Raw genomic sequence first — 24,502 nt, forward strand, 5'->3', positions numbered from 1 at the left:
GGCGGCTCTGTAACTATTGGCCCGGTGAAGCATGCGGGAGGCTCTTCCCAGACGTCAGTCATGGCAACGAAGCTGATGGAGTTCGGCGGCTCAGCGAAGATTCATATCAAACGAAAGCGTTCTGCTGGCAACATAAAACGGTCACGCCCTCGGATGGCCCGATGGAGGGCTAGGCCGTTTATGTATCCCGCTCTCGGCCGTGTCGTGCCTCAGATACAGCGCAAATTGCGAAAGGAAGGAATCCTAATACGATGACATCACGACGAGAAATCCAGGCGGGATCTGCAAGTGTAATTTTCAGAATTCGGGACCAAGTCAGCGGTAACCTGCGCCGGATTGAACGTGGACTGAAAGCCTCAACAGCGAAGGTCAACGCCTTTGGTAAGGGGATCAGCAGCGTTGGCGGCTCCTTGCAGTCGACGGGGCGTCGCCTGACTGGCTTCGGTTTGGTCGCTGCAGCTCCTTTAGCTCTGGCTTCGAAGTCATTCGCTGACTTCGATGATCAAGTCAGAGCAGTCGGGGCAGTTTCCAGGGCGAGCGTCTCACAGCTGAAACGTCTCGGTGATTCAGCCCGGTTACTTGGACGGACTACATCATTCACGGCCAGCGAAGTAGCCGCCCTACAAACTGAACTCGGTCGCGCCGGATTCAAGCCGGATCAAATCGAAAAGATGACCAAGTCAGTTCTGGATCTCTCCAGGGCGACGGGCACCGATGCAGCACTCTCCGCCGGCATTATGTCAGCGACGTTGCGTCAGTTCTCCTTGGATGCTGGCCAGGCTGCACGGGTAGCAGATGTTTTGACCTCAGCGGCCAATGGTTCATTTAACACTGTCGAAGCTTTGGGCGAAGCCCTCAGCTATGCCGGCCCCATCGCCAATGACTTCGGCATATCGATCGAAGAGGCTGCTGCAGCTATCGGTGTGCTGGGCAACAACTCGATTCAGGGTAGCTCTGCAGGTACTGCACTCCGCCGGATCTTAGCTACGCTCGCCAGCGAAAGCGAAAAGATCAAGAAAACCTTCGGCGTTGATCCGCGCGACGCAGTAGGCAACCTTCGGCCATTCGCTGAAGTGCTCGGCGAGATCAAAGATTCGATATCTGATCTCGGTAATACCGAAGCAACTTCCAAGCTAAATGATGTCTTCGGATTGTTGGCTATCACCTCAGCAAGTGTGCTAGGCAAAAACGCTAGTGAGGTTGCAAGACTACAGGCAGAACTGCAGGGTGCGGCGGGCGCGGCAGAGAAGACCGCCAAGGCTATGGATGCCGGCCTGGGCGGCAGCTTCCGCAAATTGCAATCGGCAGTCGAAGGCTTCGCCCTTTCCATCGGTGAAGCAATCAGCGGTGATCTCATCAAGCTAGTCGATCGGTTATCCACTCAATTCGGCGCGGCAACGGAATTCATAGAGGCAAATGCTGACCTAGTCCGCAGCTACGCAGTTGCTGCTGTCGGTGTTACTGCCCTCGGTGCCGCCCTGACGGTGGTCGGTGGGATCCTTTCTGGTTTGGGGGTCGCTATCGCAGCGGTGGCAGTGACGTTTTCAGCTTTCGTTACTGCCATCTCTGCGGTAGTCGGTGGGCTGGCTGCACTTGCTGCCGGGATTGTCGCGCTGCCTGCCGTGCTGCCTGCTGCCATAGCTCTGGTCGGTGCGTTATTCATTGGGCTTGAATCCCTGGCTGTCGGCGTTGGCACTGTAATCGGAAGTTTGGAAAGCTTTGGCCGGTCAGTACGTCAATCATTCGGTCGCATCGCTGACGCCCTCGGAAGCGGAGGCCTGCAGGGTGCCTTCCGTCAAACGTGGGCGGAAGCACAGCACCTCGGTCAGATCGCTGCGAAACAGCTAGAGATTGCATGGACAGAGATGTCATTGGTTGTCGCTCAGCGGATGGCTTTCGTCACTCGGGCAATCGCCAAGATGGCCAAGAGCGTGGGCGGGGCTTTGTCGGGCATCGATCCTACTGGGTATGCCTCGCAATTAAACGCAGCAGGCCGTGTGATCGAGCTGTCTGTTGATCTGCAGCTTGATTTACTTCGAAAGCAAATTCGTGAACTGAATCGGGAGCTGGCAGAGATTGAACGCAATCCGCCAACCGTCATGCCGGATCTGAATCTCGATAGCCTCAAATCTTTTGCCAAGGATCTGTACGACGTTTTCGCCAAGGCAGTCAATGAAGTTGATCCAGTCAAAGAAGCAAGGACTGCCAGCACGGCCGGCGGTTCTGGATCCGGGTCCGGCTTCCCGATTCAGAACCGTGCGGTCGCATCAGGTTTGCTTAACTTCGCCCCAAGCCCTGACCCAGAAGGCGATGAAGCTGATCGGATTATCGACCGTTTGGATAAAGGTCTGGATATCAACAGCCTGCCTGACTCAGAAGAGGTGAAGTCACCATTGACGCAACTGTCTGAATTCGCCGGCCGAGTCACATCTGGGTTAGCAGATGTCGGCAATAGGCTAGGGAGTTCATTCGCTGCCGTAGGTGACAGCGTTATCGGTGCGATCCGTACATTGATCCCACCGAAGCCAACTGGCCCAACGCGGTCTGTCATCGAACCGGCGCCGGTGCCCGAACGGCCAGCGCCCGCACCGCCGGTTATCGTGCCACCTGTCAGGCCGGACACTGGCATGTCAGGGCTAAGTGAGATTGAGCGTCGCATCCGCGCCGGGCTGATAATGTTCGACGCGGCTGCTAATGCAGTGGGGCTCTTTGGCGGAGATCAGCCGACTATTCAGCCTGCCCCGGATCCGTCGCCGGCTTGGGCAAATGCAGTGAATGAGATGGGGCGGCGCATCTCTTCAGCAATTCAGGACACGGTCATCGGTGCACGTGATGGGGCGTTAGGCCTGGCAGGTTTCAGGGCCAAGGGTGGTCCAGTGCGGCCGGGTAACAAGCCGTATATGGTCGGCGAAGAGGGTCCGGAGTTATTCGTTCCTGGCAGCGCCGGTGAGATCATCGCTAATCATGATCTGGCCGGCATGTATGCCGATGGATCCCGGGGCGGCGGTCGGATTGCCGATGCGGTCATCCAGAGCAACAGTTCCAATCTGATCAGGCAGAACGCCAAGGCGGAGCTGGATCGGCTTGATAAAGAGATTCAAAAAACCTTCGAGTCGATCACGAAAAAAATTCGAGTCATGGGCGCAGCAGGCCGGCGGAGATTGCCGCGTATCGATGGGCGGATTGATCGCTCTGCCACGTTGGATCAATCCCTGGGGGCGCGGCGCATGCGTGACTTTCAGCGGAGGGGCGTCGATCAATCTGTCATCGATGCTTATTCCAGGCGCCAGGGGATGTCCCGCCGGCAGCGGCTGCTAAATGACAGAGTTGCTGATATGCAGTCGCGCGGAGTTTCAGATGAAACGATTGCGAGCTACCGCAAAAAGTACGGCGGCATGGGCGCCGGCATGGCGGAGGCTAATGCTATGGCGGGTCAGGCGGCGATGCGAAACGTGCCTGAGGTGGATCTATCGCAGGTGCCTAACCTGTCGGAGGCTTTGACCAGCGCGACAAATTCGATTGTCGCGGCCTTCAATCAGAACAAGATGGCAACCGATGCTTCGAAAGAGTCGACTCAGCAGGATGTGCTGACTGAACTCAAGAACATCACGAAGAACACGGGGCAGGCGGGGCGGTATTATTGACCCTCGATTTGTTGCTCCCAAAAAAGCAGCACTTTGTTTGCCAGCTCAACCGCATTGATCTTTTCTCCGAATTGCTCCTTTGCATCGCCGTCGAGTTCAATTGTGATCTCACGGCCAAATACAGCGCCGAAAAGATTGCCATAAACACTTCCAAACACACCTTCATTCTTCGTAGCGCCAGAGACAGTATCGTGATGCTTTGCCTCGGCGTGAAAGTGCTTCATCCCGTTTGCAAGATGCGAACATATCTGCAGCAATATTGAGTTGCGTCGGAGTTGTTTTCGATTCCTATCATTAACGCGGCCGGGGAACTGCCAGTCTGCTAGATGCTCCGCTGTAACAAAAAAATTGAATGCACGGTATGTATCCAGCGGGGATTCTTCCAACAGCTTCATGTCGTGCCGAAGCTTGTCAAGAAGGTTCGCCGCATTCTGTAGCTCAAGAAAACCAGCCATCAATGTAATCTTCTTCAATATGAAATCGCAGTTGCCTGAGCCAACATACCCCCACCCCCACCGGCCCGCCACCTCCCGGAGCCCCCCCGGGTCTGGGTCCTTCCGGGCCCCGGCTACCCTCGCGCTGGTCCCGGGAACAGTCGACGTGACCATGAGAGACTACCCCTGTTGAAAAAAATAAACCGGGCCCCGAGAGACTACGCAACAAAACTAGCATTCACCGATCGGCAAGGAGGCCGAAGCGATGCCAAAGCACCTGAAAGACGAATGGACTGATCACCTGCAGCACGTGCTAGAACAGCACTTCGATGTCGACTTTGAACGTGATTACTCGGTCATCAATACCAAGAAGCAGATCAGAGCACTGCTAGCTGAGGATGACGACCTACTATCCCCCGGCGTCCGCAAAGAGCTGGAGAGCTATCTTGATGCGACCATAGAGCGTCGAAGCTTGACTGAAGACCAGCTATTCAATGAGCGTATCGAGAACGGAATCGCGAACAGCTCCGGAATGAAAGTGACTGAGATCAGCCACCTGATCAGTCGTGGCTGGAGCTTGGAGGAGGCGTGTGACTTCATCTCTTTCGATCCCGCAGAATACAACGGCTGCAAGGGTGGCGGATTGCCGTACCTGCCGATGCCCAGTGACATCGAGGAAGCCTGTCGGCAGATCCGGGAGGGGTGGGACGATGATGAATACGAAAAGAGGGCCAACGGTCACTTGCTGTTCAAACAGGAAGAACCGGAGCCCATGACCATCGAGGTAGTGAAATCGGCTGATCTCGGTTTGCAGAGCCTCTAAGTGTAAAATTCCATGGGGGACCGGGGGCACCGCGCTCTGCGCTTACCGGTATTCATCGTGGATCCCGTTCTTGGTCCGGATGATTTCATGCAGTCTATGTATAGCCGCCCCCACATGCTGCAGATATGCGTGCACCTCATCTGGGTCGAGATGAATCGACTCTGGTTTATGAACGATGGCGTTTCTTCTTTCCGCGCCTCGCGCAAGTTCCTTTCGCAAATCTTTAGCAAGGGCTCCATCGTTCTCAGATGCATCATCAAGCACTTTGCCATAGAGCTTGTGCATCGGTGGCGCTGGCACCTCCAGTAGTAGCGTAGCGAGACTGCCATTCAGCATGATCAACGCTTGCTTGATAGCCAATTCTGCTGCAGTCGTGGCAAGCACCCACTTAACGCGCCCTTCTCCATGACGCCACGCTTCGTGAAGGAATTCAAGTCCGACTAGCGGTTGCTCACCGGAGTCAATAATCGCTTGCAGACGTTTCTTTCGTCGGTCGTCAAGCTTTCGCGTCTGCGAAATAGTTGCTCCCGTAATGAACATGAACTGAGGATCAGAATGCCATGTCTCCCCATCCAGTGACCATCGGCTTCCTCCCATCGTCGCTTTGCTGTTGTGCGTTACCAAGTCCAACTCTTGCCTAATAAGCCTGAGGATGGATCGGCTTGCTTCCCGCAATCCCGCAAAAATTTCTGTGAAGTCGTTTCCCTTCTTCACTTCCCCTTCAAGCCTCGCTATCTCTGCCGCTCCCTTAACGTCAGTTGGGCTAACGTGGTTCTTGTACGCTGCCTGGAGTTCATCTCTTAGTTCAACGCAGCGGGCATGCTGTCTCTTGAGGCTTTCAAGCTTCTTTTCATCAACTTCGATGACGCCCTGGCTCTCAATCTTGTCGCCCTCTGCAGAGATAGTCACAGTGACCGTGCCACACTCTTCACTCGGCACGCGCAGGCATACCCCACCGGTGCCCTCATCCATTTCGAGGGGCGGGCTGATTCCATTCTGTACTTTCAGATGCAACTTTGGCATGGGGGCTCCTTCGATGAAGTCATCGGCGTACGCAGTTCAGATGCGACGCACCCACGCAAGAGAGCGCACGGGCGGACAAGAAGGTATCAAACAGGGTATCAACACCCCGAAGGTATCAACGCTCCAGGCAGGAGAATCGCCCTAAACCCTTGGAAAAACGCAACTTATGGCGATCTAATACCGTGCCAATCTGTATCGGGGCGACACGATTTGAACGTGCGACCTTCTGGTCCCAAACCAGACGCTCTGCCAGGCTGAGCTACGCCCCGAGAGGTTGCGTGTGCCGCATACATTAGCGGAGTCTTCCCGTTTGCGAAAGGTTCGGTCGACGTCGTTTTTTGCCCCGTTGAAAGCGGGCCGGGAACCGCCGGCTGTCGTCCGTTCGGGACTGCCAAACAAGGGGTGAATGAATCCGGCGGGCGAGCCCGCCGGCAGGGGGCTGGCGTCCCTTCGGGACTGGTTGTGGTAGTGGCCCGGCAGGCTGTGGCGGCGAACGGTGAATCGGGACATTGAGCCCTGGGTGCCGCGTTTTCCTGCTAGGGTTGGTCTTGCAATGCCTTCACCTGGAAGGCTTTGAAGACCGCGTCGGTGTTGACGACGCGCAGGCCGATGCTGCCCGCGGCGTAGGTTTTGTCTCGAAATTCCAGTTTTTGATCGCCGTTGTGCTTCACTTCGATACGGTCTCCTTGCATCCGGACGGTGAGCCGTTGGGGCTCGGCGGGGCGGAGCTCCGTCTTGGCTCGGGCCAGTTCTTTCCAGCCGGCTCCATCGGTGCGGCCCAAGATGACCAACCCGGTGCGTGGGATCAGCCCGGCGAAGTACGCGCGTTGGGCATCGTACCCGACCGACGCCCCCGAGCATCGAAACAGCAACCCGGCGTCTCGGGATTCCGCGCCCCCCTGAAAATCAATCGTGACCGAGGCCTCAAAATTGGTCGGCGCCGGCGACCCCAGGACCACTTTTTCACCGCTGCGATAGTCGTTGATCGGATGCTGCGGACGCTTGCCAAGACGGATCCAGTTGTCCTGCGACTCGAAGAACTGGTGATGGCCGAAGTACTGGAAGTCGCCGGTGTCGGTGGAAACCGATCGGTCCGCTTCTCCCGACGGTCGCGGCATCGGTACGCCCGCGGGAACGGGTCGGCCCAGCACCGGATAGCCGCGTCGACCGACCTTCATCGGCTGCACAAAAATCGCTCGCCGCCAGCCCGGTTCTCGATCTCGCTTGGCATGAAAGACATGCCACCATTGGGCTCCGTCGAGCGATCGGACGAAGCACGAGTGCCCAACGCCGAATGTCGCATTGGTGCTCTCAAAGACGGGCTTGTCGCGTTTCTTCCAGGAATCTGGGTTCATCGGATCGTCACCGTGCAACTCCAACAGCCCCAACTTGTAAGTCGGCAACCAGGAGGCTCCGCAGGAATACACAACGGCCGTGCTGCCCTTGGCCTGAAAGACTTGCGGTCCTTCATTCAGCCCCCGACCATTCTGGTTCGGCTCCGTTCGCTCCCAAGGATAATCATCGTTAGCGCACAGTCGGACGCGTGGGCCCTTCAATTCGGTCGGCGATTTCATTCGTGCGATGTAGAGGTATTGTTGGTCCGTGCCGGGCGCATCCCAGCCCGACCAAATCGCATAACGTTGGTTCCCAAGTTCGAGAACCGTCATGTCGATGGCCCAGATGTTCGGCGAATTGCGTTCATCCCCTTCGCCGGTCGCCAGCGGGCCGACCAGTTCGTATTCGCCCAGCGGATCCGAAGTCTTGGAGCGCAGCACGTACGCAAGATGGTTCTCGTTGCGACCGTCGGACGCCGCAAAGTAGACGTGCCATCGTCCGTCCAAGAAATGCAGCTCCGGCGCCCAGATCTCTTTCGAATAACGGCCCTCCTCCGGAGCCGTCCAAACGATGTGCTTCTTTCCCAGCGACGTGAGCGATTCGCTGGTGTGGATCGCAATGCCGCGGTTGCCTTCGGAAAAGCACCACAGATAGCGTTCCGCGTTCGGATCGCGAACCACCCACGGATCGGCGCCTTCACCGATCGGATTGACGAATTCGCTTGACGGCAATGCCGCGGCGGCCGGAACGCCCTGCCATTCGGGATCCCCCGCGTCAGCCGGCAATTCCGCATTCCACGCCATCAGCTCGCGATGCAAACGATCGGCGACCTCCGGATGCTCTTGAACCACGTTCGTCGTCTCGGAGGCGTCCTGCAGGAGATCGTACAATTGACGATCACCTCCGTCGTAGTTGACCAAATACTTCCAGCGTCCGTCTCGAACGGCCAAGTCGGGGTTGTCTTCTTGATCGTTGCCGGGGCGATCCGGGGGGCGACGCCAAAAGATCGGTGCTTGACGGCTTTCGGTACTTTTCCCCAACAGCGTCTGCATCAAGTCTTCACCATCCAGGCTGGCGTCGTTCGGCGGCGCGGTCCCGGTGAAGCTGTAAAGCGAACGGTTGACGTCCAAGGCGCAGAGCAACGATTCCTGATTGATCGTTCCTGCGGCGTCTTGGGCCAGGAACCCGGGCCCCCAAACGATCAGCGGCGAACGAATTCCCCCTTCGTACAGCCATGTTTTCGCACCGCGAAGCGGATCGGAAGATCCAGCGCCCTGTTCGTGACCGTTGTCGGACATCACGAGGATCAAGGTATTTTGAAGCAGCTCCGGATCATTGCGGATGCGATCGAACAGCGGAGCCAACTGCTGATCCATCGCGTCCAGCACGGCATAGTAGAGTTCGCGTTTCCCTTCGCCCGTCGCATCTCGCAGGACTTTGGGAGGAAAGAACGGCGAATGCACATCGTCGGGCCAGACGTTGACAAAGAACGGTTCGCCGGTCTGATCAGCCCGATCAATCATCTCTAGCGCCGCGTCGACGAACTCGGAAGTGATCACCGAACGATCCTGCCAACGGATCGGCCCGCGCCCCAGGTTGGCGGATCCCAAGTCGTGCTTTTGCACCGGCTTGCCGTCGTACGCATCTTTCAATGGCAGCACTCGGGGACCGAGTCCTTCAAAATTGGTGAGGCTGGCGTCGAAGCCGTATTCCTGGATCAGCGGCGCCTCGCCCACATCGCGTTGGCCGCCCATATGCCATTTGCCAAAATGCCCGGTGAGGTAGCCGGACTCTTTCAGCTGGCGCGCGAGCATGGGAGCCTGCGGGTCCAACCACTGGGCCATCCCCCGCGAACGATTTGCCTGGCGGTTGGCCAAATAAGAACTGATGCGGTGCCGGTGAGGATACTGTCCGGTACTGAGTGCCACTCGGGATGGAGAGCAGATCGGAGAGTTCACGTAGAACTGGGTGAAACGCAAGCCCTCGTCGGCCAAGCGATCGATGTTTTCCGTCTTCACAAGGGTCCCGCCGAAACAAGACAAATCCGACCAGCCCATGTCATCGATGAACACCGTGATGACGTTGGGGCGGACCGGATTGTCCGGGTTTGATTGAGCCGAGACGCGGGTCGAGAGCAATGAGACCAGGAGAATTCCGACGATCAGCACCCGTCGTTTGCGGGTGACGGGGAGCTGAGACCAAAGAGTCATTTGATTCCGAGTTTTCGAGGCGTTTTGTGGGGGAAGATTCGCGAGGTCTTGTGGGCGGGGCGAACCGAGGGGGCCGCTCATTGTAGTCTTTGTGCTGTGATCGGAGAGCCTTGGCCCGTGGGGCTGCTGTCGTCCCTTCGGGACTTTGCTGTGAGGGGGAGGCTTACCGGCGGGCAAGCCCGGGTTTGCCCACCGGGAACGGTCTGACAAACACTCTCCCAGCCCCGAAGGGGCGACAGACAGGATTCGTCAGTCGGGGTGCTTGTTGCGGGTGGCCGTTTGATCTCGGCGGTATTGGCCCGGTGGCACGCCAACTTGCTTTTTGAACGCGACGCTCATGTGTTCCTGGCTCTGAAACCCGGTCTGGCGAGAGATCACGCCCAGCGTCAGATCACTGTTGAGCAACAGCGCACTAACGGCCTCGATGCGCCGACGCATGATCTCTTGATGGGGTGTCCTTCCGACGATTTCGCGAAAACGCCGTTCCAAGATCCGGCGCGAAAGCGGAACGGCCTGCAGGATGTCTTCGACTTTGATCCCCTCGCAGCAATGGTCGCGCACGAACCGCACCGCCGCGGCAATCTCCGCGTCTTCGGTGGCGACGACATCCGTTGACATCCGCGTTGCAATCCCCAGCGGAGGAATCAATCGCGAAGCCACCTCCTGCTTCCGTTTTCGTCTTCGTTCTCGCATCATCCGGTCCAGCATTTCCGCGGCTTCACGCCCGGTCTGTTCGGCCGCCGGGATGATGCTTGAGAGCGGAGGGGTGCACAGATCACAAAGCAGTTCATCATTGTCGGCTCCCAACACCGCGATTTCGAACGGCACTTTGATCTGCTTCTGCCGACAGATGTCCAACACTTCCAATGCCTTCTTGTCATAACAGGCAAAAAGTCCGACCGGCTTGGGTAACCGTCGTAGCCAATTGGTCAGACGGCGACGATCGGTGCTGGGACTCTTGCGCGACGTGGCCCGACTTTCAAAAACGTGGCAATCGGAGCCATCGGCGGCAGCATGCTGCTCGAACGCGTGCTGACGGTTTCGCGACCATTCAAACAGGGCGTCACCACAATACGCAAACGTTCTCAGACCACGCTCACGCAGGTGACTGTAGGCGAGCGCAGCAATCGCGCGGTCGTCGGTTTCGATGTAGGGAATGTCGGGCAGGGCCCGGGCCGCGCTGACGTCCACGACCGGCAGCTTCAACGGTCGGACGGCGCGGGCGATCGCTTCGTTCTCGATCCGCGCGATCAGCCCATCGCCCCGCCAGTTTTTGAGCCAGGCGGGTGGCCGCGCGCCACGTTCCTGCTCCGGCAAATAGATCGACCAGCGCGGGTTCTGATGCGTGTAGGAGGCAATCCCCCGCAACAATCCACGCGCGTATGCGTTGGATGTTTCGATCAACAGGGCGACGGAAAGTTGTTGCGGCATCGGAAATGAATGGCGGGAATCGCGGCCGGTCAAAGGGCGTCAAAGCATCCCACCAGCCCCAGCGAGAGCAGACGCAATTAGACATAAAGTATACGCTTTTTGACATTTCCTTGCCAAATGCGACGGCTAGAGTGGTTGCAGCTGAACGCTCCCTCACCTCACCCCCGGCAACCGTCGCACGGCTTCCGCGATCGGCGACGCGGCGTCTTCACGCCGTCCTTGCCACCGGGGGCGAGGTGAGGCTTTTCCCAAATCCCTACCCTCCGATGGCTGCTGTGATGACAGATACCAAATTGAAAATGGCAATGGTTGGACTCGGTTTTGGTTCCGAGTTCATCCCGATCTACCAGGCTCACCCGGACGCCGATGTGATCGCGATCTGTCGTCGCAACGAAACCGAACTGAACAAGACCGGTGACGAGTTCGGTATCGACAAGCGGTATCGAGATTACGACGAAGTGCTTGCCGATCCCGAGATCGACTGCGTGCACCTGAACAGCCCGATCGGCGATCACGCTTGGATGTCGTTGCGAGCACTGGATGCCGGGAAGCACGTGATGTGCACCGTCCCGATGGCGACGACGATCGACGAGTGTCGCCAGATCGTTGAAAAGGTTCAGGAGACCGGGCTGAAATACATGATGGCCGAAACGGTCGTCTACAGCCGGGAATTCCTGTACCTCAAGCAACTCTACGAGGCCGGTGATCTGGGTGAGATCCAGCACCTGGCCGCCTCCCACCCCCAAGACATGGACGGATGGCCGGACTATTGGAAGGACATGGTTCCGATGCACTACGCGACCCATGTGGTCAGTCCCTGTCTGGGGCTGGTCAACGGGTTGGCCGAGTCGGTCAGTTGCTTCGGTTCGGGAGCGGTGCGTGAAGAGATTGCGCGTCGTTCGGGCAATCGGTTCGCCGTCCAAAGTTGCCACATCAAAATCGCCGACAGCGATCTTGTCGCCCACGTCTGGCGGGCTCTGTACGACGTCGCACGGCAGTATCGCGAAAGCTTTGACGTGTACGGCACCAAGAAGAGCTTCGAATGGACGCTGATCGAAGACGAGCCTCACGTGATGCACGTTGCCAAGCGGCCCGAGCCCGAGATCCCCGAAAAGATCGTGGTTCCGGACTTTGCTCCGTTGCTGCCCGAACCGATTCGTCGCTTCACGATGCCCCAAGAGATCCACGATACCGATCACCTGTCGTTTGTGCAGGGCGGTGGCCACGGCGGATCTCATCCCCACCTGGTTCACGAGTTTGTCAGCGCGGTGCGTGAAGACCGAGACCCGTGGCCCAACGCGCAAACCAGTGCCAACTGGACCTGTGTCGGCATCTGTGCTCACGAGTCTTCCCTGCAGGGAGGAAAGATTATCGAATTGCCGGAATTCACGCGACAAGCAGCCGTGAGCGCATGATCGATTGCTGCCTCAACTTCCGGAGGCAGCATGAATGCGAGGTCGTGTTGGCAGTTCTCGCCAAACGCCACGACCTCGCCGTCAAACGATCAAGGATCCTTCCCTCGCTGATGCTCACCCAACCTTGAGAAGGTGGGTGAAGAAAAGTTGGCACGACTTTCTTGTGGGCAAGTTCCTGCGTTTGCTCCTGATATTCTCCCGCCCCCATCCTCCTTCCATCTCAATCGCCATGCCTCGTTTTTCGCGACTGATTTTGCGTTTGCCTTTGACGCTGATCCTGTTTGCCCCCTCCGTCTTGATCACGGCCGCCGAACCGGCAAGCCGGACCTCGAAGCCTTCCCTGTCCCCCGCCATGACGCCGATGCGTGGCACCGACAGCGACTTCGAATACGTCGATGTCGGCAAACAGATCCCCAACTACACGCCGTCCGATGAATGGGGTGTCCAGGGTGAACCGCTGAATCTGATGCAGAAACCGCTGGCCCCCGAAGTTTCGATGAAACACTTCGTGGTCCCGGAGGGCTTCCACGTCGAACTGTTTGTTTCCGAACCGCAGTTGAAAGGAAAGCCGATTTGCATGGCTTGGGATGAACGTGGCCGGTTGTGGGTCGCCGAGACGTATGACTACCCCAACGAGTTGCAACCGGAGAATCGTGGACGCGACAAGATCCGAATCTGTGAAGACACCGATGGGGACGGGCGTGCGGACAAGTTCACCGTGTTCGCCGAAGCGTTGAGCATCCCGACCAGCATGGCATTCACCGCCGACGGGGTTTTGGTGCAGAACGGTAACGAAACCCTGCTGCTGACCGATACCGATGGCGACGACGTCGCCGACCAGCGTCAGGTCGTCGTGACCGGATGGGAGTTGGGTGATACGCACGGCGGCGTCAGCAACTTTCAATACGGTTTGGATAATTGGATCTGGGCCATGCAGGGGTACAACAACTCCGCACCCAAAACTCGCAACGGTCCGCAGGGCCGCTTCCGAATGGGATTCCTGCGGATGCGAACCGACGCGGCCGAGGTCGAGTTCATTCGCTCGACGAACAACAACACCTGGGGGCTGGGGATCAGCGAAGAGGGCCTGATTTTCGGATCCACCGCGAACGGCAATCCCAGCATCTACATGCCGATCCCGAACCGTTATTACGAACGGGTCCGCGGCTGGACGCCATCGCTGACGCTCTCTTCGATCGCCGACACGAACGAATTTCATCCGATCACCGACAAGGTGCGGCAAGTCGATCATCACGGCGGGTACACCGCTGCGGCCGGACACGCCCTGTACACCGCGCGCGCCTACCCCGAAGCGTACTGGAACCGCGTGTCCTTTGTGGCCGGCCCGACCGGCCATTTGGTCGGTGCGTTCGTGCTGGAATCCGAAGGAACCGATTTCCATTCATCCAGCCCCTTCAACCTGATTGCCAGCGACGACGAGTGGTCGGCGCCGATCATGGCGGAAGTGGGCCCCGACGGAAACGTCTGGGTCATGGACTGGTACAACTACATCGTCCAACACAATCCGACGCCCCAAGGATTCGAAACGGGCAAGGGCAGTGCGTACGAAACGGAATTGCGCGACAAGAAACACGGACGGGTCTACCGCATCGTCCCCGATCAAGCCGATCCCGTTTCGGTGCCCAACCTGGCCGAAGCATCGGCGGGCGAACGCGTCGACGCGTTGTCGCATCCAACGATGCTGGTTCGCAAACACGCTCAGCGATTGCTGGTTAAAGCAGGGGATCCCGGTGTCGCGGACCGCCTGATCCAACTGATTGAAAATCAAAAAACGGACGCCATCGGATTGAACGTCGGCGCGATCCACGCGTTGTGGACGCTGCACGGCCTGGAATTGTTGGACGGAAAAAATCCTCAGGCAACCGCGGCAGCGATTGGAGCGTTGCGTCATCCTTCGGCCGGTGTCCGACGCAACGCGGCTCAAGTGCTGCCGGCTGATGACGCGTCTATTTCAGCGTTGCTGTCAGCGGTCAATGATTCGGAACCGCAGGTTCGGTTGGCAACGCTGCTGGCCTTGTCAGATCATTGCCGGGCGGCGCAGGCCGAAGGCGCCGCAGACGACGCGGGGCGCGTCTTGCAACAGGTCTTGAGCGATGAAAACAACCTCAGCGACCGCTGGATCCCCGATGCGATCACCAGCGCCGCAGCATCGGTTGCACCGCAGTTTTTGACTCAGGTCGGACGATTGCAGTTGAGCCGCCAGGACGAAATGCGGACGCGACAATTGAAGATTCTGAGCATCGTCGCCGACCACCTGGCCCGTGGCGAAGCCGTGGGAGAAGCTCCCGAGATCCTTGCATCGCTGCAGACCGCCGATCCCGCGGCCCTGGGCGCCGTGGTCACAGGGCTGTATCGCGGTTGGGACGGTCAGGCCAAGACCCAACTGAGCGAATCCGTCGAATCAAAATTGGAGGCGCTGTATCCAAGAATCGCCACGGCCAACCGAAGTGAATTCATTCGCCTGGCGGAACGCTGGGGAAGCGACAAACTGGCTCAATTCGGCGACCAGATTGTCGAGGACTTGACCGATAAAATCGAGGACGAGGACCTGAGCGCCGGTGAGCGATTGGAAGCTGCGAAGCAACTGGTTGAGTTCCGTAACGAAAACATCGAAGTGGTTGAGAGCTTGCTGGATCTGGTGACCCCGCAAGCGGCACCGGAACTGTCGACCGGGTTGGTCCGAGCGGTGTCGCAAAGTTCGTCCGAAGAAGCCGGCAAGGCAATTATCGAGGCCCTGCAGTCCATGACCCCGAAGGTCAAATCCGCCGGCATCCGAGCCCTGCTGTCGCGTCAGGCATCCACGACGGCCGTTCTGGACGCGATTGAAGACGGAAAGCTGTCGTTGAACGACTTGGCGTTGGACCAACGCGAAGCGCTCGCCAACCACCCCAATCGCCAGATTCGACAACGCGCGGGAAAAATCCTGGAACAGGGCGGGGCGATCCCCAGTGCGGACCGCCAGGAAGTTCTGGACCGATACGTTGCCGCCACCAATCAATCGGGTGACCCGACGCGTGGCAAAGCACTCTTCACCGAACACTGTTCCAAGTGTCACGTGCACAGCGGCCTGGGGGTTGCCGTCGGACCGGATCTGACGGGCATGGCCGTGCACCCCAAGGAAGAACTGCTCGTTCACATTCTGGATCCCAGCCGTAGCGTGGAAGGAAACTTCCGAGCCTACAACGTGCTGACCATCGATGGTGACGTCATCAACGGGATGCTGGGTTCCGAATCGAAGACGGCGATTGAAATCGTTGACACGACCGGCAAGAAACAAACCGTGTTGCGTGATGACATTGAACAGTTGAGTGCATCGAGAAACTCGATCATGCCATCTGGCTTTGAGAAGTCCATCTCAATCGAGCAAATGACCGACCTGCTGGAGTTCCTGACCAGCGGCGGGAAGTTTGTTTCGCTGGATCTGCGGTCGGTAGCGACGACGCCCAGCGACCGCGGCATGTTCATCAATCGCGACAGCCCTGCCGAGCGTTTGGATCTGCAGGACTGGTCCCCCAAAACCGTCGCGGGCGTCCCGTTCCGATTGATCGACCCGGCCGATGGCACGGTCAAGAACGTGATCGTGTTGCACAGCCCCAACGGTCCGGTCAGCCGAACAATGCCACGGAAAGTCCAACTGGAGGTGGGCGCCCGGGCCAAGGCCATCCACTTTCTCAGCGGCGTCGCCGGCTGGGGATACCCCTACGGCGACGCAGCGGCTCCCGCGTTGACGGTGCGGCTTCATTACGCCGACGGAGGATCCGAGGACCACGAGTTGTTGGACGGAGTGCATTTCGCGGATTACATCCGCCGCGTTGATGTCCCGAAATCGCAGTTCGCCTTTGCCGCGGGAGATGCGCAAGTCCGCTACTTTGCGGTGTCCCCACAGCGATCCGACGCAATCGATTCGATGGAGCTGATTGACGGTTCCGACGCCATCGCGCCGGTCGTGCTGGCGATCACCATCGAATCGCCCACAGCGGATCATTGATCGGGTCCGCTTTGAGGAATCGTCCTCCAGTCGCAAAGCGATGAAAGCTCCCTGCCGTTGGCGCAAACCGACGGAGCCGGCGCGCAGCCACCGTCTGGCGACGGTGGCTACATTGCTCGATTGATCGCCACCTGACGGGTTTTTCTCGGGAAACGTGGTCCCGGTGCGCCTTGAAAACTGTGGAATGCGGCCCGACTTTGACGTAGCCTGTCCACCACGTCGAAGCCGCTCCCAGGCGGGTCGGCCCGTTTCAAGACGCACGCTCAAGGGAGACATTTTCGATGAGACGACGAATCAATCCGGGCATGATGGGGGTGATTCCGCTGAGTTGGGTGTTGTCCGCCTGCCTCGGTTCCATTGCGCCGGCCGCGGAAACTTGGACGGACAGCTCCGGCAAATTTCAGATCGAAGCCGATTACGCGGGCGTGCAGGGCAAGAGTGTTGTGCTGCGTAAGAGCGACGGCAGTACGATCAGCGTCCCGATCGACCGGCTAAGTGATCAGAGCCGAGCCCTGGCGAAACGGCTGTACGAACAGTCCAAACAACCGCAGGGAATAGCAAGTCCGACCACGTCGGGTGCCATCGACGTCTCCTCCTACGATCCGCCCTCTCAATTTGCCAACCTGGTCGCGCCGGCACCGCCGCAGATTCCTCCATTGGCTCCCTTTCCCTCAGATCCGACGTTGCAAGAGCAGTTGGACTACGTCAAGCAACAGGTTCTGGCTGGCCACCTGGAGGTGATCTGGCATTGCCTTCCGGAAGACCTCCGTGCCCAGTTGGATAGTCAAGAGATGCGGGACATCTTTCGAGACTATCTGAACGACTATTCGCAACAGAGTCGAACGTTCGAAGACACGATGGCCAAGCTGGTCGAAGTGCTGACAACGAAGAAAGAGTTTGTGCTCGGTTCATCGATGCTTTCGAATCAACCGCCGCAAGTCGTGCCGATGATCCGCAAAGCGTACGACCCGGCCGTTGGAACCTTGTACGAGCTTTTGTCATTGTCGGCAGCCCTGGGGAACTTGGATGAAAAGCCGATCTCGCAGATCACGCATTATCACCTTCCCCGCCTGGGAGCGCACTTGAAACAGCTGGTCGCAATGGCACCTCCGGAAAAGGTGAATCAGTTTGTCGACAGCATTGTTGTCGAACAATCGGGCCCGAATGCTGGCACCCTGACAGCGCCGGCCGAGAACGGGAAAATGGAAAGCATCGAAATGGTCAAGGATTCCGGGCGTTGGCTGCCCAAGGACTTCTTGGACCTGTGGAACGAAAACAAGGCAACCTTCCTGGAGCAGGCGCGAGAGAGTGCTGAATCGTCTCAGCAGGAGCTGGCGGAAAAGACACCGCCGCAGGTCGCCGCGATGCTCGAGACCGTTGGACAGGCGGCCAACCAATCTCTGGACGCCATGCTTGCCGCAAAATCGCAGCAGCAGTTCGACCAGGTTCTGATGCAAACCTTCCAGCAGGCCATGATGATGGGCGCCGCATTTGGGGCCGGTCCCGGCATGCCGGCGGGCGGCGGCCCCGGTGGACCGGGAGGCGGGCCTGGTGGCCCCGCGGGACCGGGCTTCGGCGACGAACCCTTTTGAGCGGCACGGCCTGCCTCGTTCCCGGGCTCCCGCCCGGGAACGCACTGCATGCTGGCTCCGCCAGCTCCCGACAGGCAGACCGATAGGCGGAGCCTGGAAGCACAGTGGGTTCCAAGGCCGAAAGCCTTGGAACCAGGGCACTACAACGTGCTCAGGTATTCCAGCAAGTCGGCCAACTCTTGTGCGGTCAACTGTGCGACCTGACCGGTCGGCATCAACGATTCGCTTTGCTCCTTGATCGTTTCAATGTCGGCGGCATCGATTGGATGATCTTTGCCGTCGGCCGAACGGATCACCACTTCGGAATCCGTTTGCCGCACCACCAACCCGCTGATCACCTCGCCGTCGCGCGTCAAGACCGTTCGAGTCCGATACTCCGCTTCGACTTGGCGGGAGGGATTCAGAATGCTGTCGAGCAATTGTTGCTTGGAACGCTTCTTTCCCAAGCCATCCAAATCGGGACCGGTTGATTTCCCGGCACCCGCGACGCGGTGACACTGAAGACACTGCAACGCCTTGGAATCCATCAGCAACTCGCGTCCGCTGGCGGCATTGCCGTCCAGGGCAAGGATTGCATCGGGTTCGATTGCGTCTCCCAATCGCTTCTTGCGTTCATCCGGGGGCAGGAAACGCTCCAACAGGGCGGCCCGAATCAGGTCCCCCTGTTCCGCTGCGGAGCGAGCGACGCGTGTCTGTCGTTCCGCATCCGCGTCACCAAATGCCAGCTCGGAAAACTCTCGCAACGCGGATGCGACGGCGTCGGTCGAAGCTGAATCCGCGGTTGTTTCCCCGTTCGGCATCGAAGCGATCCAGTCATGGATCAAGCGGAGTCCGGCCAGGTCGTTGTCTCGCTGCCAGAGCTTGGGCATGTGCCCCGGCCCACTGGTGGCCATTCGGTAGAACAGCACCGAATGATAAGGGTCGCCAGGCCGAATGACGTTGGCGCCAGTGATCCCGAAATCTCCCTGGGTGGGCGTTTCTCCCACTGCATTGATTTCGGAAGTTTGCTTGGAAAAAACCAATTCCAACGGTGCCGTACCGCCGCCTTCGCGCCGATGGCAGTGGGCACAGTTGGCCGTCAGGTAGGAACGCGCCCGGCGATCGAGATCCGCGGTCGAATCGTGCGGGTCAACCATCGCGCGGACCTCGAATTGTTCGACCCGTTTTTCATTCAGCACGCCCAGCTCGATCAATTGCCGAAGTTGAGAACTCGATTGCGAATCCGAATCGAGGCTGAGGTTCTCGAGTTTGAACCCGATGCCGCCGCCATGCCAACGCTTGTGACAGGTTTGGCACTGAGCTCGGTTGGAAATCGTCCAATCAACGCTTCGCAACTGTCCGTCCGCATCACGCAGGGATACCTGCAACGTTTCGCCGGCGGCATCCACCAACGCCGCATCGGTTTGTTCCGGGTTCCAGGCGTAACTGTACGGATGCCACATCAATCCGTCGAAATGCAGCAATTGAGTCTCCACGCGGCGTCGCGTGGGCTGCCCGTCGTTGAAAGATTCCAACGAAATCGTTTTCGCAAACACGGTCCCAGCAGGGAACTTCCAGCCCGTCCATCTTGCCGCGGGTACGGCGGACCCATTCCCGGGGATGCCGATCACGAACTCGCCTCGGGCGCCGTCCTGGTAGGCTTGCGCCGCGATTTGGTAGGGGATGACGCCGGGTGACGGCTGGAGTGATCGCGTGGAGCGGAAAAGTCCCGTCTCGCTAAGTTTTCGCGGGAAGTCGGTCGTCTTGCCGGCAAGCGGATTCTTTTCCAGTTGATAGATTCCACCGTCATAGCTGAGTACCAACACTTCACCGTCGGGACGTTGCGCGAAGCTGGTGATTTGCAGGCCAGTCTCGGCCAGCACCGGATTCCAGGTGACGCCGCTTTCATCATGACGGAGCCCCCACAACCGCCCCGTCACCCAATCGCCGTACAAAAACGCGTCTCGCAGTGACGGCAGTTCGGTTCCGCGGTACACCAGGCCGCCGGTGATCGATTGACCGACCGTGTGCGGATACGCCACCACGGGTTTCTGGATCGGCGTGGGACCCTGTTCCAAATCGCTTCGAATCCGCTGCGGCCCTTCAAACAGGCTCCATCCATAGTTCCCGCCACGGCGAACCTCAAAGACCAATTCCCAAAGTTCCCATCCGACATCACCGCACAAGATGCGATCGGTACCGGGGATCAAATCGAACCGCCACGGATTCCGAAAACCGTAGGCCCAGATCTCTCCCCGTGCACCGGGCAAATCGACAAACGGATTGTCTGCGGGAATCGTGTAGCCGCGGTCGCCGTCGGAGTGATCGACATCGATCCGACAAATGGTCGAACGCAAATCACTCAAGTCTTGGCTGACATCGAATTCATCGGGAGGAAACGGTGTGGCGCCGTCGCCGGCCGAGAAATACAGCAACCCGCGATGATCGAACCGAATGGCCGAACCGTTGTGACCGCCGGAATGCCAGGTCAGCACGATCTCCTCGCTGGCGAAATCCAGTTGAGGCGGGTTGGCATCGGTCATCCGAAATCGTGACAGCCGCGTCCCGTCGGGCAGGCTGCCTTGCCCGCGCGTGTAAACCAAGAACACTTGTCGGTTTTGATCAAACTGTGGGTGAACCCCGAACCCGAGCGCGCTTTGAAACTTGTCGACGTGTGTTCGAAGCTCCCCCGCCAGATCCGCGCTGTCCGGATCGCCGTCGATCTCAAACGTGTGCAGTCGGCCGGAGGATTCCAACACCGCCATTCGTCCGGTGCCGCCCAACATCATCAATTCGACCGGAGCGGTGAATTGCAGCTTGGGAAAGACGCGTCGGACGCGATAGTCCCTCGGCAAATCGGGAGTCCCCGTGACACGTGAACTGGTCCAAGGGGTCCGATCCGCATCCGCGGTCCGCGCGGTGGCAGCAACCAGAAGAAGCACAGCACAGGCGAAGAAGCATTGCTTGACCGGAAACATGATCTGCCGTCGGCATCGGAAGAAGGATTGAATGGGATCAGAGCATAGCAGGGAAGGGACGCGGTATCCGGTGAATCCGTGCCAATCGCGGAATGACCGTCGCCGGGTTTCAATGCCCCCAGGCCGCATTCTCGATCATTTGCGTGCGTTTGGCATCCAAGTCTTTGATCGCCTGGTCGGTTTCGGCCAACGCCTGCCGACATTGTGCGAGCGCTGATTCGACATCGGCCATGACCTTGGAACACGCTTCGGACGCCTGCTGGAGTTGAGACTGGACCATCCAGTCGGCGATCAGCCCGTCGAAGAAGTAGTCCGCGAAGGCGGAGAATCCATCGATGGCATCCAAGGACACCGTTAGCTGTCGGTTCGTGTCGGCAAGTTCCTGCTGGAATCGATGCAATTGCAACTGAGCGGTGGAAGCGTGATCTCTCGCGGCATCAATTCGGGAATGTTTGGCCCAGGTCGAAAGCGTCCCTCCGCCCATCATGTCCCAAGTCCCCCAACCCTCGGCCGCACGCAGTTCCTCCTGGACGCGTCGGAGCGACTTCTGGGCAACTTCACCAGCATCCAAAGCCTCGCACAATTCGCTGCGATCCGACTGGCGCTCGGTCAACTGATCGTCCAGCTCGTGCAAGAGCGCCCCGTCCGGATGATCCGAGGCGGTCAGTCGCTGATGCTTCTCCGCAAGCGATTGCTCGTAGCGGTCGGCCGCGTCCTGAACTTCATCGATCTGGTCTTGCAACGTTTGCACGTCACGTTCGGCGGTCTGCAGTGAACGTGAACTTTGCTCGTGCTTGAGTTTGGCCGCCAAAAATTGCTGCCTTTCCTTCTCCAGCCGCTGTTCTTTCGTTCCAAGAAGGGAGTAAAACAAGGTGGTCAAGCCTTGACCGCTCCACTGATCGACGTCGGCTTTTTCTTCGGCGAGTGTTTTCTCATGTTGCCGACATTTCCGGCGTTGTTCTCGGAGCGTTGCCTGGGCTCGATCGAGTCTTGTCCGCAGCTTGTTGAATCGTCGCAACTGCGTTTTGGCAGATTTCAAGCGGTCATCGATGTCGTCGTTCATCCTGTCATCTCCACCACAATCGGTTGACTTGGGAATCGGCTCTGGCGCGAAAGCTGGATTGAACCGGCCGGTTGGTCGTCAACGCAGGACCACCACAGCATATCGGGCCCGATGCGATGCAACTTGGGCGCGCCTTTCACTCTTTTCCTCGGAGCACCAACGATGAGTTTGAAAATCCGAACGGAAACGGCCCAAGATCGACCGGACATTGAGAACATTCATCGATTGGCATTCGGCGGCGACGAGGAAGTCGAACTGATCACAGCGCTCCGTGGTGGCGGATTCGTGACGCTGTCGCTGGTTGCCGAATTGGATGGCGAAGTCGTCGGGCATCTCTTGATCAGCCCCGTCGCGATCAAAACGGAATTTGATACCGTCTTGGCGGATTCGCTGGCTCCGCTGGCCGTGCTGCCTCGCTTCCAGCGGCAGGGTATCGGCACCGCGTTGGTGGAGTCAGCATTGCAGCGTTGCCGTCGTCGAGGCGCAACGATCATGGTCGTCCTGGGGCAACCCGAGTTCTACACGCGATTCGGATTTGACGCAAAGCTCGCTCATCGCCTGGAGTCGCCTTTCGGAAGTGGCGACGCCTGGATGGCCTTGGAATTGGTGCCCGGCGCGTTGACCGGGGTCGAAGGCAGGGTCGAGTATCCGAAGCCCTTCGACGCGCTGCTTCCGTGACGGAAAGGGTTTGTCTTGGATTGATCTGATGGTCGGCGGGTGACGGGTGATCTTGGTGCACGTCCACGCTCTGGCGAGCGTGGCTACGGGTTGAGCGAACAATGGCATTTTCCACGCTCTGGCGAGCGTGGCTACGAATTGACATTGCCCCTTGTAGCCACCGTCGACAAACGGTGGTCGCGTTGCATCTTCCACGCTCTGGCGAGCGTGGCTACGAGCGAGAACCGAGAGGGGAGATTTCCACCCTGTCCGGCTCTGGCGGTGGAAGAGCATCGAACCCGGAATGATTCGACTCGGTCGCCCATTTCAGCAGCGAGAACGACCATTTGACTCCGCCAGATTCCACATCACTTTCGAACAGGTTGCCATCGGAATCCCAGGACAACAGGCTCTTGCCGCACGGCGCAACGCCAACGATGTGGCTAGGATGCTGCTGAAAAGACTGGAGTTCGGCCCCGGTTTGCGGGTCGTAGGTGGCGACGCGTTGTGCGCCGATACCACCGAGAACGGACGCCACGTAGCTTCCTTCCGGTCCAAAGGCCGCGATGGGAGCGGACACTTTCCGTTGCCATAGGCGTGCCTCGGTTCCCCTCCGGAAAGCCGACAACGTTGGAACCGCGCCCGACGATGCAACGACCATGATCTGCTGGTCGGAACTCACATCGGCATCAAACGCGAACCGGTTCTCCGGTTCGGTGACCTCGATGACTTGACCGCTCCGCAGATCCAACGACAACAATCCGCCCTCCCTGCCTGGGGCGAGCAACGTCCGTGAGTCCTCGGAAAACCCCAACGCCTTGGTCGACCCCCGACCGCCGCCGGTGAAATGTCGATAGCGGTGCAACAGTTTTGCTTCGTGCCAGTCCCAAATGAATACGTACTGATCGCCGATCGCAGCCAGTCGGCTGCCGTCAGGTGAAAACGCGACGCGAGAAGCCTCGCGCAGCTCGGAATCGCAAACCTTTCGGACCGAGACTTCGTGCGTCTCCGATGGGCCCACGGACTCGGTCACGCAATGAACGGAACCGTCCGCGTCGACAACGGCCAGCGATTGTGACCGGGAGGCGGTTGGGTGGGGGACAATCGCCACGGCCAGCGGTTGCAACCCCGCAACGCGGATGGATCTGGCGCGATGCTGGTCGAAATCCAAGGTCACGATTTCGGTGTCCACCGCCTGATCTTTGGATTTGCGTTTGTACTTGACGATGGCAACCGCCACCGATCCGGTCGACTGGACGGAAACGTCATGAAACCAGACGTGATCGAGTGTCTGAACCGGCACATACCGGAATCCCTTGTGCCAGTAAATGGCGGCTTCGATTCCGGCCACGACCAGGATGCATGCGAAGATACTCCACCACAGAGCCATGAATCGCAACGCGCGCACCGCGAGTGGCGGATGCTCGGGAATCGGTGAAAGAATCCGTGACATCATCCGATCGTCAAATACCCGAGCAACAGCGATTGGAATCCCGCCAAACTGCTCGCAACCGTCATCGCGATTCGACGTCTGTATTGGTAAAGCGACACCAGCACCGTGCAGACCAACGCCGTGCAAGCGAGCTTGACGAGCACGAACAACCAAACCTGTCCACCCTGCAGTCCGAGCAACCAAACGCCGATAGGATTCTGTTCCATTTCGTTGATCACCTCGTAGTTGACGATGACCAACATGGCATCATGGATGGAAATCAGGGAGATCAGGATGCAGCACACCGCCAATCCGATCGGACCGGCGTGGTCGGATCGCAGGAAGGTCAATGTCGCACGGATGAGGTCAAACTTGGGTTCGCCGCGCGACTTGACGGACACTCCGGCTGTCGCCGGCGGGGGTGCACTCTTGATACTCATGGGTTCTCCTCTCGCGTGACTCTCCCGGGTTCGGCCG

The 24,502-nt window shown here is 58.7% G+C and carries 14 protein-coding genes and 1 tRNA gene; 6 read left to right on the forward strand and 9 right to left on the reverse strand.

Features of this window, described 5'->3' with window-relative positions; all coding sequences use genetic code 11:
• The first annotated feature begins 251 nt into the window (after window positions 1-251).
• Entirely contained in the window at window positions 252-3,644 is a 3,393-nt protein-coding gene (locus FYK55_RS07105; RefSeq protein WP_150075679.1) for a phage tail tape measure protein, read from the forward strand.
• On the opposite strand, the gene FYK55_RS07110 is transcribed toward FYK55_RS07105, so the two are convergent.
• Window positions 3,638-4,099, reverse strand: coding sequence for a hypothetical protein (locus tag FYK55_RS07110; protein WP_150075680.1), 462 nt, complete (start codon window positions 4,097-4,099; stop codon window positions 3,638-3,640). The genes FYK55_RS07105 and FYK55_RS07110 overlap by 7 nt on opposite strands.
• Window positions 4,100-4,343: 244 nt before the next feature.
• Here FYK55_RS07110 and FYK55_RS07115 point away from each other — a divergent pair, with 244 nt between their 5' ends.
• Window positions 4,344-4,901 (forward strand): hypothetical protein, encoded by a 558-nt coding sequence (locus FYK55_RS07115; protein WP_150075681.1) that lies wholly within the window; start codon window positions 4,344-4,346, stop codon window positions 4,899-4,901.
• Between the two features lie 42 nt (window positions 4,902-4,943).
• Here FYK55_RS07115 and FYK55_RS07120 read toward each other — a convergent pair whose 3' ends face one another.
• The 4 genes from FYK55_RS07120 to FYK55_RS07135 all read right to left on the reverse strand — a co-directional run bounded on the left by FYK55_RS07120 (window position 4,944) and on the right by FYK55_RS07135 (window position 10,900).
• A complete protein-coding gene (locus tag FYK55_RS07120; protein ID WP_150075682.1) occupies window positions 4,944-5,924 on the reverse strand; it encodes a hypothetical protein in 981 nt (326 codons plus the stop codon).
• Window positions 5,925-6,119: 195 nt separating this feature from the next.
• Window positions 6,120-6,193 (reverse strand) — tRNA-Pro (locus FYK55_RS07125).
• Window positions 6,194-6,460: 267 nt separating this feature from the next.
• Window positions 6,461-9,469: a sulfatase-like hydrolase/transferase gene (locus FYK55_RS07130; protein WP_150075683.1), complete on the reverse strand. Its 3,009-nt coding sequence runs from the start codon at window positions 9,467-9,469 to the stop codon at window positions 6,461-6,463.
• 249 nt (window positions 9,470-9,718) lie between these two features.
• Complete coding sequence (locus tag FYK55_RS07135; protein ID WP_150075684.1) at window positions 9,719-10,900, reverse strand: XylR family transcriptional regulator; 1,182 nt, start codon at window positions 10,898-10,900, stop codon at window positions 9,719-9,721.
• A gap of 278 nt (window positions 10,901-11,178) precedes the next feature.
• On the opposite strand from FYK55_RS07135, the gene FYK55_RS07140 reads away from it, so the two are divergent.
• The 3 genes from FYK55_RS07140 (at window position 11,179) to FYK55_RS07150 (ending at window position 17,916) form a co-directional block, all read left to right on the forward strand.
• Window positions 11,179-12,315, forward strand: coding sequence for a Gfo/Idh/MocA family protein (locus FYK55_RS07140; RefSeq protein WP_150075685.1), 1,137 nt, complete (start codon window positions 11,179-11,181; stop codon window positions 12,313-12,315).
• Between the two features lie 229 nt (window positions 12,316-12,544).
• A complete protein-coding gene (locus FYK55_RS07145; protein ID WP_235908487.1) occupies window positions 12,545-16,324 on the forward strand; it encodes a PVC-type heme-binding CxxCH protein in 3,780 nt (1,259 codons plus the stop codon).
• A gap of 281 nt (window positions 16,325-16,605) precedes the next feature.
• The gene (locus FYK55_RS07150) at window positions 16,606-17,916 is read left to right on the forward strand and encodes an SHD1 domain-containing protein (RefSeq protein WP_150075687.1); all 1,311 of its coding nucleotides are present in this window, start codon (window positions 16,606-16,608) and stop codon (window positions 17,914-17,916) included.
• Window positions 17,917-18,056: 140 nt separating this feature from the next.
• Here FYK55_RS07150 and FYK55_RS07155 read toward each other — a convergent pair whose 3' ends face one another.
• Together FYK55_RS07155 and FYK55_RS07160 are read right to left on the reverse strand one after the other, a co-directional pair.
• Window positions 18,057-20,873, reverse strand: a complete 2,817-nt coding sequence (locus FYK55_RS07155) for a PQQ-dependent sugar dehydrogenase (RefSeq protein WP_161604358.1) — start codon at window positions 20,871-20,873, stop codon at window positions 18,057-18,059.
• A 109-nt stretch (window positions 20,874-20,982) separates the two neighbouring features.
• Complete coding sequence (locus FYK55_RS07160; protein ID WP_150075689.1) at window positions 20,983-21,936, reverse strand: hypothetical protein; 954 nt, start codon at window positions 21,934-21,936, stop codon at window positions 20,983-20,985.
• Between the two features lie 162 nt (window positions 21,937-22,098).
• Here FYK55_RS07160 and FYK55_RS07165 point away from each other — a divergent pair, with 162 nt between their 5' ends.
• Window positions 22,099-22,614: a GNAT family N-acetyltransferase gene (locus FYK55_RS07165; RefSeq protein WP_150075690.1), complete on the forward strand. Its 516-nt coding sequence runs from the start codon at window positions 22,099-22,101 to the stop codon at window positions 22,612-22,614.
• A 211-nt stretch (window positions 22,615-22,825) separates the two neighbouring features.
• On the opposite strand, the gene FYK55_RS07170 is transcribed toward FYK55_RS07165, so the two are convergent.
• Both FYK55_RS07170 and FYK55_RS07175 read right to left on the reverse strand, forming a co-directional pair.
• Window positions 22,826-24,049: a WD40 repeat domain-containing protein gene (locus tag FYK55_RS07170; protein ID WP_150075691.1), complete on the reverse strand. Its 1,224-nt coding sequence runs from the start codon at window positions 24,047-24,049 to the stop codon at window positions 22,826-22,828.
• On the reverse strand, window positions 24,046-24,465 hold the full coding sequence (locus FYK55_RS07175; protein WP_150075692.1) for a hypothetical protein: 420 nt from the start codon (window positions 24,463-24,465) through the stop codon (window positions 24,046-24,048). The genes FYK55_RS07170 and FYK55_RS07175 overlap by 4 nt, the downstream gene beginning before the upstream one ends.
• Between the last annotated feature and the right edge of the window lie 37 nt (window positions 24,466-24,502).

The organism is Roseiconus nitratireducens, assembly GCF_008629675.1.
Lineage (GTDB): Bacteria > Planctomycetota > Planctomycetia > Pirellulales > Pirellulaceae > Stieleria > Stieleria nitratireducens.

Coding starts and splice junctions, on each gene's coding strand:
- FYK55_RS07170 (WP_150075691.1), bottom strand. CDS start 24,049: ATGATGTCACGGATTCTTTCACCGATTCCCGAGCATCCGCCACTCGCG.
- FYK55_RS07140 (WP_150075685.1), top strand. CDS start 11,179: ATGACAGATACCAAATTGAAAATGGCAATGGTTGGACTCGGTTTTGGT.
- FYK55_RS07130 (WP_150075683.1), bottom strand. CDS start 9,469: ATGACTCTTTGGTCTCAGCTCCCCGTCACCCGCAAACGACGGGTGCTG.
- FYK55_RS07110 (WP_150075680.1), bottom strand. CDS start 4,099: ATGGCTGGTTTTCTTGAGCTACAGAATGCGGCGAACCTTCTTGACAAG.
- FYK55_RS07165 (WP_150075690.1), top strand. CDS start 22,099: ATGAGTTTGAAAATCCGAACGGAAACGGCCCAAGATCGACCGGACATT.
- FYK55_RS07150 (WP_150075687.1), top strand. CDS start 16,606: ATGAGACGACGAATCAATCCGGGCATGATGGGGGTGATTCCGCTGAGT.
- FYK55_RS07160 (WP_150075689.1), bottom strand. CDS start 21,936: ATGAACGACGACATCGATGACCGCTTGAAATCTGCCAAAACGCAGTTG.
- FYK55_RS07120 (WP_150075682.1), bottom strand. CDS start 5,924: ATGCCAAAGTTGCATCTGAAAGTACAGAATGGAATCAGCCCGCCCCTC.
- FYK55_RS07105 (WP_150075679.1), top strand. CDS start 252: ATGACATCACGACGAGAAATCCAGGCGGGATCTGCAAGTGTAATTTTC.
- FYK55_RS07175 (WP_150075692.1), bottom strand. CDS start 24,465: ATGAGTATCAAGAGTGCACCCCCGCCGGCGACAGCCGGAGTGTCCGTC.
- FYK55_RS07115 (WP_150075681.1), top strand. CDS start 4,344: ATGCCAAAGCACCTGAAAGACGAATGGACTGATCACCTGCAGCACGTG.
- FYK55_RS07155 (WP_161604358.1), bottom strand. CDS start 20,873: ATGTTTCCGGTCAAGCAATGCTTCTTCGCCTGTGCTGTGCTTCTTCTG.
- FYK55_RS07145 (WP_235908487.1), top strand. CDS start 12,545: ATGCCTCGTTTTTCGCGACTGATTTTGCGTTTGCCTTTGACGCTGATC.
- FYK55_RS07135 (WP_150075684.1), bottom strand. CDS start 10,900: ATGCCGCAACAACTTTCCGTCGCCCTGTTGATCGAAACATCCAACGCA.